This is a genomic window from Kolteria novifilia, from assembly GCA_007748055.1.
GTDB classification, from domain to species: domain Bacteria; phylum Planctomycetota; class Planctomycetia; order Kolteriales; family Kolteriaceae; genus Kolteria; species Kolteria novifilia.
Window position 1 is genome coordinate 5,481,588 of the sequence record CP036279.1, and the last position, 13,692, is coordinate 5,495,279.

Annotated in this window: 10 protein-coding genes and 1 pseudogene; 1 reads left to right on the forward strand and 10 read right to left on the reverse strand. The window is 61.8% G+C overall.

Features of this window, described 5'->3' with window-relative positions; translation table 11 throughout:
• Nucleotides 1–46: 46 nt before the first annotated feature.
• The 6 genes and pseudogenes from Pan216_RS20065 to nth form a co-directional block, all read right to left on the reverse strand.
• Nucleotides 47–3,283 carry a PSD1 and planctomycete cytochrome C domain-containing protein gene (locus tag Pan216_RS20065; protein ID WP_419192770.1) on the reverse strand — a complete coding sequence of 1,079 codons (3,237 nt, stop codon included), beginning with the start codon at nucleotides 3,281–3,283 and terminating at the stop codon, nucleotides 47–49.
• A complete protein-coding gene (locus Pan216_RS20070; RefSeq protein ID WP_145260742.1) occupies nucleotides 3,280–5,064 on the reverse strand; it encodes a FecR domain-containing protein in 1,785 nt (594 codons plus the stop codon). Before Pan216_RS20070 ends, Pan216_RS20065 begins: the two co-directional genes overlap by 4 nt.
• Nucleotides 5,061–5,657 carry a sigma-70 family RNA polymerase sigma factor gene (locus Pan216_RS20075; protein ID WP_419193692.1) on the reverse strand — a complete coding sequence of 199 codons (597 nt, stop codon included), beginning with the start codon at nucleotides 5,655–5,657 and terminating at the stop codon, nucleotides 5,061–5,063. Before Pan216_RS20075 ends, Pan216_RS20070 begins: the two co-directional genes overlap by 4 nt.
• A 478-nt stretch (nucleotides 5,658–6,135) precedes the next feature.
• Nucleotides 6,136–6,420, reverse strand: a pseudogene (locus Pan216_RS28510) (transposase); the annotation flags it as partial.
• Between the two features lie 482 nt (nucleotides 6,421–6,902).
• Complete coding sequence (gene dcd / locus Pan216_RS20085; RefSeq protein ID WP_145260748.1) at nucleotides 6,903–7,460, reverse strand: dCTP deaminase; 558 nt, start codon at nucleotides 7,458–7,460, stop codon at nucleotides 6,903–6,905.
• Complete coding sequence (gene nth, locus Pan216_RS20090) at nucleotides 7,457–8,107, reverse strand: endonuclease III (RefSeq protein ID WP_145260750.1); 651 nt, start codon at nucleotides 8,105–8,107, stop codon at nucleotides 7,457–7,459. The genes dcd and nth overlap by 4 nt, the downstream gene beginning before the upstream one ends.
• Nucleotides 8,108–8,466: 359 nt before the next feature.
• Here nth and Pan216_RS20095 point away from each other — a divergent pair, with 359 nt between their 5' ends.
• Nucleotides 8,467–9,018: a Uma2 family endonuclease gene (locus Pan216_RS20095; RefSeq protein ID WP_419192771.1), complete on the forward strand. Its 552-nt coding sequence runs from the start codon at nucleotides 8,467–8,469 to the stop codon at nucleotides 9,016–9,018.
• Nucleotides 9,019–9,034: 16 nt separating this feature from the next.
• Here the strand turns inward: Pan216_RS20095 and Pan216_RS20100 are convergent, their stop codons facing one another.
• The 4 genes from Pan216_RS20100 to Pan216_RS20115 form a co-directional block, all read right to left on the reverse strand.
• Entirely contained in the window at nucleotides 9,035–9,994 is a 960-nt protein-coding gene (locus tag Pan216_RS20100; RefSeq protein WP_419192772.1) for a GDP-mannose 4,6-dehydratase, read from the reverse strand.
• A 753-nt stretch (nucleotides 9,995–10,747) separates the two neighbouring features.
• Nucleotides 10,748–10,915, reverse strand: a complete 168-nt coding sequence (locus Pan216_RS20105) for a prepilin-type N-terminal cleavage/methylation domain-containing protein (RefSeq protein ID WP_145260756.1) — start codon at nucleotides 10,913–10,915, stop codon at nucleotides 10,748–10,750.
• Nucleotides 10,903–12,003 carry a DUF1559 family PulG-like putative transporter gene (locus tag Pan216_RS20110; protein WP_145260758.1) on the reverse strand — a complete coding sequence of 367 codons (1,101 nt, stop codon included), beginning with the start codon at nucleotides 12,001–12,003 and terminating at the stop codon, nucleotides 10,903–10,905. The genes Pan216_RS20105 and Pan216_RS20110 overlap by 13 nt, the downstream gene beginning before the upstream one ends.
• 195 nt (nucleotides 12,004–12,198) lie before the next feature.
• Complete coding sequence (locus Pan216_RS20115; RefSeq protein WP_145260760.1) at nucleotides 12,199–13,485, reverse strand: glycosyltransferase; 1,287 nt, start codon at nucleotides 13,483–13,485, stop codon at nucleotides 12,199–12,201.
• Nucleotides 13,486–13,692: the final 207 nt, after the last annotated feature.

Sequence of the window (13,692 nt, forward strand, 5' to 3'; positions counted from 1 at the left end):
ATGTGGGCCGCTGGAAACGGACGTCGCGGCACCTCATCGCTCAAACTCAATGCAGGTAAAGAAACTCGTTGGAGTTAAACAGGGCATGGCAGAAGTCGGTGACGGCGCCGAGCATTTTGTTGGAGGCGTCGTCCGTTGTTGGCGACGCTTGACGCAACCAAGCGGTCTCGGGCGCCGGCTGCTCGCCGTGGTCGCCGCCGAATGTCCAATCCAGGATCCGCGACGCTTTCGCCGAGTCCTTGCCGAGAAGCAGTTGCTCCCGAGGAAGGGCTCCCTCGCTGATGGTCAGCCGCGCGAGTTGGCCATCCCATTGGTGGCCTTTGGCGTCGCGACCACCGACGATGACCTTCGCGGCGGGATTCTGAATCTTGCTGACCACGGATGTCTCGACCGTCGCCGTTTGCAGCTTCGCTTTCCGGTCCGAGAGGTCCTTCATGAAGAACGTGACCACACCGCTGGTCGGGTTCTCTTTCGACGTGTTGGCGGCAATCGAAACGGCCAGGTAGACCGGCTTGCCGAGCGGGACTCGCAGCCCGGAAGCAACCACCTCGTAGGCCGGCTCGTCTTGGAACGTTCGCCCGATCAACTGAACGATGAAGTTCTTCGGTTGGTAGGCCGACTTGGCGCTGGTGACGCCGATGTTCCAGCCAGGGGACTTCGAACTACCATTCCAACGAGATAGCAGCGTGCTGACGCTGGCGTCGGAGTACATCCGATCGAGATTCACAATCGCCTCGACGGTGAACTGATCGTCAAAGCCGTCGTCCCTCTGGACGTGCAGTCGCTCGAAACGGCTCTCGGGTTGGAGCCACAGCGTCTTGCGTCCCAGTTTGACATCCTTCACCACGCCGAAGTGTTGGGCGACGGGACGCATGCCTGTCTCGTTGGGGAACTTGTCGGTCTTGACCGTCTTGGGAATCGCGGACTCTTGCTCGTTGACGAACGCCAGCGCATCGTCGACTTCGGCATCGGTCGCCTCGCGTCCGAAGACGAGTCGGTAAGCCTTGCGGACATCGTCGGCCTGGAACTCTTGTTTTCCCCCGAGCAACCGCTTGGCGAACGCACGCGACCGATCGAGGCTCCAATTGCCGTTGACCAACAGCAGTGACTGGGTCGGTGTCGTGGTCGCGATCCGGCTGGGAGCCGACTCGAAGCCGAGGGGCGCATCGAACCCGCCCAGCATCTCGTCGGGCCGGTTCCTCTTTTTGATCACGAAGACGCTACGGTAGGGATTGCCGCCCGATACGGATGCTCCGCCGTCGCGATGTTTCAGTTCCCCTGACACCGCGAGCATGGCATCGCGAACCTGTTCCGCGTCCAAACGTTGCGGAGGGAATCGCCACAACAACCGATCGGTTGGATCGATGGTGTTCTCCGTCGAGGAGGGCTCGCGCCGTGCGGTCATCCGGTAGGTGGCGCTGTTCATGATCAGCTCGTGGAGCGGCTTCATCCTCCAGCCGTTTTCGAGAAATCGTCTCGTCAGCCAGTCGAGCAACTCGGGATGACTCGGGGACTCACCGAGCGTTCCGAAGTCGTTGGGCGTTGGGACAATCCCTTGGCCGAAGTGCCGTTGCCAGACGCGATTGACGATCACGCGCGTCGAGAGGGGGTTGTCGTCCCGGGCGATCCAGTTCGCTAGCGCCATGCGGCGTCCCGTCGTGGTCTCGGTCGGGTCGATCTTCGGCGCGTCCTCGCCAAGGAGGGCCAAGAAGGATGGCTCGACGGCTTCCTTGGTCGTTCGCGTTAAGAGATAGGTGGGTGCGGGCACCGAGCCGATGTCCGTGGCGACGAACGCCTTGGGTAGCGGTTTGGGCTTCATCTTGTCGAACTTCTTCAGCTCCGCTTCCAACTCGCGATAGCGTTTGAGTTTCTCCGGCTTCTTTTTCAGCGCCTTGGCGTAGTCGAAACGTGTCGCGGCGCGATGGGCCTGCCGGAAAACGAGATAGGAAAGCTGCTTCTCGTAGGTCGTCTTCTCCGACTCCGGCTTGTGGTATATCTTCTGAATGTCCTCGGGAAACTGCTTGACGACATACTTCTGCTTGCTGTCGAAGGCGGCCTTCGCGAGTCCCTGCATCTCCTCCCGAATCGCCTTGGTCTTCTCCTCCCACGCGTGCTGCTTCTTCTGGTAGGCGGCAATCTCTTCAGGTGTCGCCAGGATCCTGTCCATCGGCCATGCGACCGACGACATGAAGGCCTGAAGCCCGTAGTAGTCCTTCTGCAGAATCGGATCGAACTTGTGATCGTGGCACTGGGCACAGCCGATGCCGATCCCGAGAAACGCCTCGCCGGTGACGCGAGTCATCTCGTCCATGATCAGCCCCCAGTGCATTCGCGCGTTCCGCTGGTTCCACTCGTAGATGCCGTGACGCAGGTACGCGGTGCCGATGAAGACGTTGGGATCGTCGGGGTCGATCTCATCGCCGGCGAGATGTTCGCGAACGAATTGGTCGTAGGGCTTGTCGTCGTTGAACGAACGGATGACGTAGTCGCGAAAAGCGCTGGCGCTGGGCCGGAACGCGTCCTCGTTGTAGCCGTCGCTCTCGGCGTAGCGCACGACGTCGAGCCAGTGCTGAGCCCAGCGTTCGCCGTAGCGGGGACTCTCGAGCAGTTCGCGAATCAATCGTTGCCAGGCATCGGGCCGGTCGTCGTTGACGAACGCGTCGATCTGTTCCGGCGTCGGCGGGAGCCCGTGCAGATCGAAGTACGCACGCCGCAAGAGTTCGTGGCGATCGGCCTCCCGCGCCGGTTCCAAACCGGCTTTCTTCAGCCGCTTCGTGACGAATCGATCGATGTCGTTGCGAGCCCAATCGCCACCCGCGTCGGGGACGCCCGGCTCGCTCAGCGGCTGGATCGCCCACCAATCGCGATCCTCATCGGTGAAGGTCTTCTCCGAGGAACGAATGAGGTTCGAATCGGCCTGAGGCCACGGGGCTCCCATCTCGACCCAGCGGGTCAGGATGGCGATCGATTTCTCGCTCAGTTGAGCTTCCGGCGGCATCTCGAACGATTCGTAGTTGATCGCTTCGACGAGCAGACTCTCGCCCGGCTTGTGCGGAACCACCGCCACTCCGTTCTCGCCCCCTTTGAGCATCGCCGCCAACGAGTCGAGTCGCAACTCGCCCTTCTGCTTCTCGGCGCCGTGGCACCCAACGCATTTGGACGCGAGCAGCGGCCGCACCTTCGACTCGAAGAACTTCAGGCTCTCGTTGTCGACCGCTTCTCCGGCCATCGCCACCGTCGACAGCGACAAGAGGCCGAAGGTCGCGATGATTCTCGAAATCATTGGTTGCCCTCTTCCATGCCGGCCGGATTCTCGATCCCGGCCGACGCACATCTCGTTGTCGGCAAGCCACCGATGAAAACCGGGTCGACGACGTGTCGATCGTCGAGCGCATCTTGAATGAACAAGCCCTCGACGGTTTCGCAATCGTCGTACCCCAAGTCGGAGAGATCGATTCCGACCGCCAAGCCGCGAAACTTGACGCCCTGCGTGTGCGGAGACGTGTCAAACGACTCCAACTCCACCAGGGAATCGACCGCTCCGGAAAACATGTGGGTGTAGAAGTCGGGCAAATCCAGAGCGTTGGGCGATTCCATCGTCAGGTCGTAGAGACGGATTGTGTGCGACTTCAGACCATCGCGAAACCGCAAGGGACTGACGTGGAACGCGTCGCCATCGGAAGGATTCGAGAATGTCTGCAACTCGAAGAAAACGACATCCGGGCCGGGACCGTTCGTCACCGGGCGGTCGAACCGGATCGCCAGGCCGGGTGTCGCCGACTCGCCCGACAGCACCGGATCGGACGTCAAGGGTTCCGCACTGCCGCCCGGGTTGATCACGCCCGTGACGAGGCTGCGGTCCGACGAGGTCGCGATGCGTTCCTCGGGCAAGATCTCGCCACCGCAAAAAAAGGCGCCCGCCGCCGGATTCCGAAAAGCGGTCACGCGGATGGGGATCAGTTCTTCAACAGGAATTGTTTCGACGAGCCCGCCGCGTTGCACGGTCACGCTGACCAGATTCTCGACGGCATCGCCCGAGGTCGGAGTCGCTTCGTAGGAGATGACCCGATCGGGCAGACCGCGTTGGTAGACGCTTGGGTTGAAGGGAATGTCCTTGTCGACGAACCGCCTGCCCTTGATGAACTCCTTCGCTTCGCCTTCGGTCAGGCGGATGCTGTCGCCGGAAAGGTCCGCGGCTCCTTGCGCCTTCGACCGCTCGTAGATGTCGGCCGCCCCTTCGATCACTTGAACTTCCGACTGACTCGTTTCCGAGACACAAACCGTGAACCGCGTCCCGCGATCGACAACCTGCGTCACCGGCGTCTCGACCCGGAACGCCTCGACTCCCTTTGGCGCATGGACGCTGCAGCGGCCGACGTCCAAAGCGAGGGCATCGTCCGACAGGAGCCGAAAAACGGCCGGCCCCTCGACGATCGCTGAGGCTCCCGAGGGAAACGCGATCTCCGCCATTCCGTTGGTCAACACATAGTCGCGACGCGGGGCGAGCGTCGAATGCAGCGGCGGCGGCAGTTCCCCGAAGAATCTCGCACCCGCCAGGCTCGCGAATCGCACGTCGTCGAGTCCGGACATTCCGCCACCTGAACCGGAGTCATGCGAGGCGATCGGCGCCGTTCCCGCCGGCCAGAAGGAGACGCCGGCCAGAAGGACGAGCGCCAACGCGGCGACAGCTAGCGCGGCGCTTGCGATCCTTCGCGAGACCTTTCTCTTGGCCGGCCGAGTGGACCTCGAGCGGATCGCGGGGGCATCGATCTCGTTCTCGCCGGCATTCGCCAATTGCTTGACGTTCTTCATCACGACGTCGATAAAGTCGTCCGATTTCTCGGGCAACCGGGCCATGACGTCGCGAACGAACTCCTCTTGCCGCTTGGGCACGTCCCGTGAGGCCACGCCCAGCAAGCGGTGCACCTGATACATGTCCGCCGCGCGTTGCAGGAGGCTCTCGTCCGCCGCCAGGAGTTCGCGCAGCTCCACGATCGCCGATTCGTCAAGTTCGCCTTCGAGGTAGTCGGTCCACAGTTCGGCGAATCGCTGTTCAGCACTCATGACAAACTCCCTTCAGCGACGGCCATTCGCTCGTCCACGCATTGCTGAAGTTTCTGTCTGATCAGCCACAATTGTTTCTTCACGGCAGCCACGGAGCGGCCGCTTCGTTCGGCCATTACTTCCAGCGGTGCCTCCTCCTCGTAGCGCCACGTGACGAATCGACGCAAATGCTCGGCGAGGGACTCGAGGCACGCATGAAGATGCTCCAAGCGATCGACGAACAATTCCGGCGGCTCGGTGTTGCGCTTCTCAAGCTCGCGCCGGAGCAAGTCGGGCGCGTAACGGGCGTGGTAGTCGGCCACTCGTCGCAAGCGGGTCATTTCAGTCTGAAGCTGATACCGAGCGATCGTGAAGAGCCACGCTCCCAATCGCGTCCCTGGCGTGTATTCGTTCAAACGCGTGTAGGCCGCGAGGAAGGTTCGCTGCGCGATCTCATCGACGTCGATTCCCGGCGGCACGTGTCCCGCCAACCACGTGCGCAGCGGCGTCTCGAAACGACGGACCACGATCTCGAAGGCGGACGGTTCCCCTTCGCGGGTTCGGCGAATCGCGTCTTCCAGGCAGGAATCGTCAATAGCTGGTCGGCCCCTCATCACCAAGTAATGGCAGATCCCAACACGAGGTTACCCCAAGTGATGAAAAAGATGGGAAAACCACACGATCCTCCCCCCGGATCCACCGGTTGGCAAGGAAGATCGAGAGCATCTCCAAGAAGTCCTGAGGTCGCGATGGGATGATTCTCCCGGACTGGTTTGCGAAGCGTGGGATCGCGACGCCAAAAGAAAGGCCACCTTCCGAAAACTCGAAAGGTGGCCATGAAGTAGAGGCGGCGGGCAGCAATCTTGACCAAGGTCGGTGCCCGTAACCTTTTTCCTGCAAACACCTTACCGAATCAGCCTACGCGACGATCTTCCGAGGGCTGGCAAAAATCAGACACGTGATGCCAAGACTGTTGTTGAGCCGTTCACACCCTGTGAGTTGGTCTCTTCACGAAAGGGAAGTCGAAGATACCTCCTGAACTCGCGGCCCAGATGACGCCGCAGGTGCGTGCCTTCGTCGAGTCGTTTTGCTGCTGCGACGAAGGTAAGGAGGCAAGATCGACGACGAGAAGGTCACCCGTTGCTCCTTGTCGGCCGAGTTGTCGCGGACCCGTGGCTGACGCACTTCGAGAGGTCCCGCTCCGGTCAGGATCTCCCGGGTCGGCTTGTAGCCATTGCGAACCACCAACCGCTGTCCCCGCTCGTCGCGGCGATCCTCGTGAGCCAGGATGAACTCATGCACCTCCGTTTCGATCGCCGTCCGCAGCATCCGCTGGGCCCCCTCGCGGACGATCTGATCCAGCGGGCTCTTTTCCTCACCAGCAGCGGGAAGCGAAAGAGCTTCCGATTCCCGACTCTCCGCTGGATTCCCGAGTCCTTCCCGCGTACTCTTGTCTGTGGCGTATCCTTCGTTGCCCTCGTCGGGCCGCTGATGAAATCTCAACTACTTCACCAGCAGGATACGCCGCTTTTTTCATTCAACCACCACACAACATTCGGGTATATCTCCAGGGAACGAAAGCATGGTGGGTCAAGGCCCACCCTACTTGGCTTCCTGCAGAAGACATGGTGGGTCGAGACCCACCCTACGGGAGTTGATCGAGTCCGATCTTCCGAAGAGAGCGGCCTGCTCGCTGCGTGAGCTTCCCTCTCCCACCGGGAGAGGGTGTCGGCCAGCGATCGCGACAACCTCCTCTGTGCTCTCTGCGGCCTCTGTGGTTCCATTCTTCTTTCCGATGTCCGCTTTCTGCCGAAGACATGGTCGGTCCTGACCCGCCCTACGGTCTCCGATCCCGCGAACTACTCGTCGAAGTAGGTCTTGTCCTCTTCGGGACCTTCGGCGAACTCCTTGTAGAGCAGGCTTGGCTGGATGTCGTCGGCATTCTGGTACTTGTTGCTCGAGTACTCCGCGTGGTCCTCGGAGACCGTCTCGTAGAAGATCTGGCAGATCGAAATGCCCGGATAAACCCGGATCGGATGCAGGCAGAACATCTCGAGCGTCCAGTAGCCGCAAAAGCCGACGTCGCCGAAACCCGCGGTGATGTGGACGCACAGGCCGAGACGGCCGACCGAAGAGCGTCCCTCGATCATCGGCACGAAGCCGTGCGTCTCGGTCCGTTCGACCGTCCGCCCGAGGTAGAGTTGGTTGGTCCCGAGCACGAGCCCTTCCTCGGGGATCGCCACCCGCCGGGTCCGGTTCTTCTTCTTCATGTCGAGGACGACCTCCTCGTAGACCAGCAGTTCATCGTGCAGATGCAGGTTGTAGCTGTTGGGATTGAGGTCGCTCTTGTCGTAGGGCTCGATGACGATCTTGCCCTTCTCGATGTTCTTTTCGATCTCCTTGCCGGAGAGAATCATGGTGCCACTCCCACCCTAGGACAGAGCTTTTCGATGGCGCACGCGGAGCAGTCGGGCTTGCGGGCCTGACAAACCTTCCGCCCATGATAGATCATCCGGTGACCAAAGATCGTCCATTCCTTGGGAGGAAGCCGATCACAGAGGTCTTTCTCGACCTTGACCGGATCCTTATGCTCGGTGAGGCCCATCCGCCGCGAGAGCCGCCCGACATGGGTATCGACCGGCAACCCGGGGATGCCGAACGCGTTGCCCAGCACGACGTTGGCGGTCTTGCGCGCCACGCCGGGAAGGAGAATCAGCTCCTCCATCGTGGTCGGGACGTCGCCGTTGTGGACGTCGAGGATGCGCTGGCAAGCGGCTTGGATATTCTTGGCTTTGTTGCGGAAGAATCCGGTGCTCTGGATCGCTTTCTCAAGATCGCCGATCGTCGCGGTCGCGAAGGCCGCCGCGTCCGGGTAGCGTTCGAAGAGGGGTGGCGTCACCATGTTGACGCGGTCGTCGGTGCACTGGGCCGAGAGGATGGTGGCCACGAGCAGTTGCAGCGGCGAGGCGTAGTGCAGACTGCATTTGGCGTCGGGATAGAGTTTGTCAAGCCCACGGGCGATCGCCCGCGCTCGTTTGGTCTGCTCGTCGAGCTTCCTTGCCATCTAGTTCGTGCCCTTCACACCTCGGTCCGATCGATCCCGTTCGATCGGATCATGGTAAGAGGGAACTCCCTGCCCCGCAAGGAGGGGGCAAGTCGCGTCGGCATCCGCGCTCACATCGCACAAGACAGAGGGGAGCGCATCACTTGAACGACATATCAGAGCTCAATCGAGCGATGAACGCCCCGTTCAACGTCAACTCACGACGGATCCGCTCAAACGAGCGTTCGGCGGCGGGGCCACGGGGAAGCGGTAGGAGTTTCGCAGGCTCGCGACATGCCCCCCAGCGTAGTGCGAAGTCTCGAACCGATGTGTTAGAATCGATCCTGGAGTCTCATTCTCTCGTTCCCAGGACGACGTCCATGGCCATCGCGGACAAATTCATCACCGCCGAGGAGTACGAAAAGCTCCCCGACCCCGGCTATCCCACCGAACTGGTTAGGGGTGAAGTCGTCATGATGAACGTACCAGGATTTCGACACGGCGAGACGTGTCTCCTGACCGGACGAATCGTAGGCAATTTTGTTGCTGAACGACAGATTGGAAGGGTGTTGAGCAATGACGCCGGCATCACCACCAATCGCGGCCCCGATACCGTGCGCGGAGCGGACATCGCGTACTACAGCTACCAACGCGTGCCGAAGAGTGAGTCACCCAAGGGCTATCCCACCGCGAAACCAGAAGTCGTCTTCGAGGTCCGCTCGCCGAGCGATCGTTCGGGCTATCTGCTCGCGAAGGTCGCCGAGTACCTCGACGCCGGCGTCCTCGTCGTCTGTGTCATCGACACCGAGACCGAGCGAGTTCACGTCTATCGGCAAGAGGACGTGGGCCAGATTCTCGAAGGCGAGCAGGAACTGACGCTACCGGAACTCGATCCCGAGTTTCATGTCGCGGCACGTGACTTCTTCGCGTGAGATGACTTCCACCAACTCATCCTGTTGCCGCGACTCGTGCCCGCCAATAGTCGAGCGTGTCGCGAAGCGACTGTTCCAGCGGGATCGTCGGCATCCAGCCCGTGCGACGGGCGACGAGTTCCGGTTCAATCGCGAGATGGGGTTCCTCGTGAGAGCGAACCCGCGACGGATCCTGCCTCACCTCGATTGTGGCGGTGCTGAGCGAAAGCAGTCCCTCGAGCAACGCCGACACCGGCCGGCTTCGGCCCTGCGCGACGATGCCGACATCCCCTGGCTCGCCGGAGGCCATCATCGCGGCGACGGCTCGGGCCGAATCGCGAACGTCGGTGAAGTCCCGCAACGCCGACAGCGACCCGGTAAAGAGCACGGGTTCCTCAAGGCCGGCCTCGATCCGCGCGATCTGCTGGGCGAAGCTCGCGATCGCGAAGCTCGGCTGTTGCCTCGGCCCGATGTTGTTGAAGAGACGAACCACCATCGTCGGAAGTCCGTGCGTCTGGAAGTAGTGGAGGGCGAGCAGATCGCTCGCCGCCTTGCTGATCGCATAGGCGCCACGCGGATGAAGAGCGGACGCGTCGGTGATCCGCCCCGACTCGGGAGCACCGTAAACATAGCCCGACCCGATAAGCAGGACCCGCGGCGGTTGGGGCAACTCAGCGGCCGCTTCCAGCAAATGCCGGGTCGTGTCGACGTTGCTCTTCCAGGTGAGTTCGGGCTGCACCTCTCCCTTGGCGACGTGAGCTTGGCCGGCGAGATGGTAGATCCGCTCGGGAGCGAGATCGGCGATGGCCCCGCGAACAGACTCGCGATCGGCCAGGTCGACGGGTGAAAGGGCGACCGACTCGTTCAGAAAGGTGAGTTCCTCCGGCCACGAGGACCGACGCGACCAGCCGACGAGTTCCTCTCCGCGCGCGCACAGGGACTCGGCTAGATGACTTCCGATAAAGCCGGTCGCGCCCGTGATCAGTGTCGCCGCCAAGAGTCCGTCCGTCGCAATGTGGGCCTGAATAATCCTTTAGGAGCACTTTGGGAGAGCCAACGCTTCGCGGCAAGGGGAGTCTTGCACGAACTGGCCGCCCGACGGGCGTTTCCGTCGCACGCGTGGGAGAACGACCATGACGACGCGACCCACCAGCGGCCGGCTCTTCGGACTCGAGATGTTCGAGCCCCCCTATCCTATCTATAAACAACTCCGAAAGGACGATCCGATCCACTGGGACTTCGCGGGAATACGGTCTGAGGGTGGATGTGGATCCACCACGACTTCCGTCTTTGCGGCGATCAACAACTTCCGATGTGGTTTTGTGTCGAGCACTGCTCGTTGACACTCAGCAATGCCTTTCTGCTCTGCAAATGGCAACGCCTCCCCCCTCCGAACGGCAACGCCTCCCCCTCCGAACGGCAACGCCTCCCCCTCCGAACGGCAACGGCTCCCTCTCCGAACGGCAACGCCTTTCCCCTCCGAACGGCAACGCCGTTCTCTGATGAAGCCCAGGGTCGCGCCTCGCGCACCCTGGGTACCGAAGCACGAAGAATCAACCCCGCGGGGGTTGTCTAAACGCGAACTACCGGCAACGACCGTGGAATCGATCGGAGGTTGGAAAACCCTTCCAGGCAAACCGGTTGGAAAACCCTTCCAGGGTTTTGGGATCGTCGATCACCTCCACCCAGGGTGCGCGAAGCGCGACCCTGGGCTTCACTAGTCAATGCCTTCGGCATAGGCCCAGAAGACTCACGGTCTTGCCGGCCAATCGTCGTGGTACCTCGACGGCAACGAGGGCAAGAGGAGTACGATCATGACCAGCAGGATCATGACGACGACGATTACCTCGACAAGCGTGAGGCCCGGCCGTTGGGTTAGACCGAGCCTCAACTGACGGAACCTTGTCACGGCTCCCACACCTCATTCCCCGCGACTGTACTCAACCCGCGATACAACCTGGGATTGATGTGGTCGCTGACCGACTTGACCGATCCGTCGGCGTAGAGGAAGTGAACGACGCCTGGGTAAACGCTGCGGAAGGGGCTGACGGAGATCTCCGCCGGCAACGACGTCGCATCCGCCGGCAGGCCGTCGACGTAGGAGGTCGGATACCAGGTCGGGGAGATCGCTCGGCGTTTCGGCGCCCAGAGGCTGAATGCGGTCGATGTCGGCGGAGTGACGTGCGGAAGCGGCTCGCAGGAGAGTTCGTTCCCCTCCTCGTCGTAGCGGGTTTCGCGCGCCGTCGCCGCGAAGATCGACCCAGCGGGGCCGTTGCCGGGACTGCTGATATAACCTTGGGCCCATCCTTGGTTCAAGACAATGGTGCCCTTACCCTCCGGCGTTGCACTCTGGAGTCCGTGGACGCCCTCGCCGACGAGAAAGGTGTTGCTGGTGCCGTCGCGCATGCGGGCAATCGGGCAATGGCTATTGATGTTGAACGGCCCGACCGCTCGGCGAAGCCACGGAGGGAAACCGCTATCCTCGCGGAAGGGACTTGCCGGGGTGAGGAACTGATGCGCCCCCATGTTGAGTACGTAGTCGGTCGGCCCCATTGATCCGTGCGTGTAAGGATCCTCGAACCGGGTGGCCCCCTTCATCGATGAGGGGCAGACATAGCGTGTGATGACCGTCTCGACCGCCGTCTTGTTGGCCGGGTGGGCGCAGCCGAGTTCGAAGTTGTAGGCCTTCCAGATGTGCTTCTCTTCCAGGAAGGGGAGGATCAGGGTCCAGCCGCTGGTACTGCTGACGTCGCCTCGTCCCGCGTTGTTGGCCGCGACGTAGAAGCCATCGGGCTGACTCACGAGCCCCGGCGGAAAGGTCTTGTGGGCATCGTGATAGTTGAGCATCGCCAAGCCGATCAGCTTGAGGTTGATCTTGCTCAGCGTACGACGCTCCGCCGTTCGGTCATACCCCAACGTAGTCATCAGCATCGTGAGTGCCACGAGCCCGATCCCGAACAAGACCACGACATCGATCCAGCGCAACCCACGCTTCGATTCGCCCATGACGACACCCTCCGCGCGTACACTGAGCGCCAACGAACCGGCTTCCCTTCTTGGATCCCGGCCGCTTTCAGCGGACACAAGCGATGGATCAATCACCCCATGCGCGAAGCTTACGCGGCAATTGGAAGTCCGTCAACCGATTTTGGCTAATAGAACAAATTTACCCTGAGAGAAAACATCTGACGAGCGACGGACTCACTCGAAGACCGACTCGACAAAGGCGTCGCGGACCGATTGCGACACGTTGGAGAACATGACGAACTCGTCGTGGAGCCGGCGGCCGAAGGCGTTCCAAGCTTCCGCGACGTCGGTGGTCGGCTCAATCTCCGCCGAACGTTTCTCGGCGAGCTCCTCGTAGAGCGACAGCATCCGCTGGGCGCAGCGCTGGATCGACCATTGCTCGGCCGTCTCCCGGCAGGCCCGTTTCATCGCCTCTTTTCGCTCGGCGCCGCAGAAGAGAAGATCGGCGGTCGCGTTGGCGAAGCACTTGTCGTCCTCGTCGTCGAGGAGCGTTCCCTGCTTGCCGTGCTCGAGGACATCCTCGACGCCCGAGGCCCGCAGCGCCACGACCGGGACGCCGGAGGCCATCGCCTCGGTGACGACCATGCCTTGCGTTTCGCTCTTGGAACTGAACATGAAGACATCGAGCACCGCGTAGGCATCGACGAGGTCTTGACCCTCGAGCAAGCCTGGAGCCCGAACGCGGTCGATGATCCCCGCTTCGCCGAAGTGGTCGAGGATCGCCACCTGTTCGGGTCCGGTGCCGACGAGCAGGAAGTGGACGCGGGGATCTTGCTGCAAGAGACGCGAGGCGGCCTGGGTCAGGAACCCGAGATTCTTCTCCGGCGAGAGACGCGAGATCGTTCCCGCGACGGGTACATCCGGGGCGAGGTCGAGTTGTCGACGAGCGGCGGCACCGTCCCCCTTGGAGAATCGCTCGGTGTCGACCCCGGTGGGGATCACTTCGATCCGTGTTTGGACGCCGGCCTCTTGGAGGCAATGCCGGACGAACTCTCCCGGAGCGACGACCGCGTCACAGAGCGCCGCGAAGTTGGTCGAGAGGGCGACGGCGAAATGTTGCAGAAAGCTCCCCTCCTCCTCGAAGAGCGCCTGGTAGGCATCGAAGCGAGTGTGGTGGGTGTAGACGATGGGAACATTGAGCAGCGCCGCGATCTTGTGCGCCGTCGAACCGAGCAGGAACGGATGATGGGCGTGGATGACCTCGGGAGCGAACTCGGTCACGGCGTCTTGCAAACGCGCGCTCAAGGGGATTGGCAAGGAGTAGCCGTCAACGATGTCGTGAAGCGAGGGGATGCGAAAGACGTCCGGTTCCTCGTCCTGGGCAGTGCTCCCCTCGAAGGTCGGCGCGACGATCTGGACGACATGGCCGTTGCTTCGGAATTGACTGGCGAACGCATCGATGCTGCGGGTGATCCCGCCGATCTTGGGACGATAGACGTTCGTGAACATGGTGATGCGCATGAATCTCCCTCCTTCGGCCCAATAGTACCGAAGTTGGAGCAAGACGTCACCGAAGACGCAAAGGGCTGGGTCGCGGAGCGAGGGGCATTCCCGTTGGTGGGCCACAGGCCATCTTTCTCGGACCCTTTTCAGGGTGGCCCCTATTGCTCGCCCATTGGGGTGCCGGAGGCACAAGAGGCACAGAGAGGAAAGAGTAGTCGACGCGAA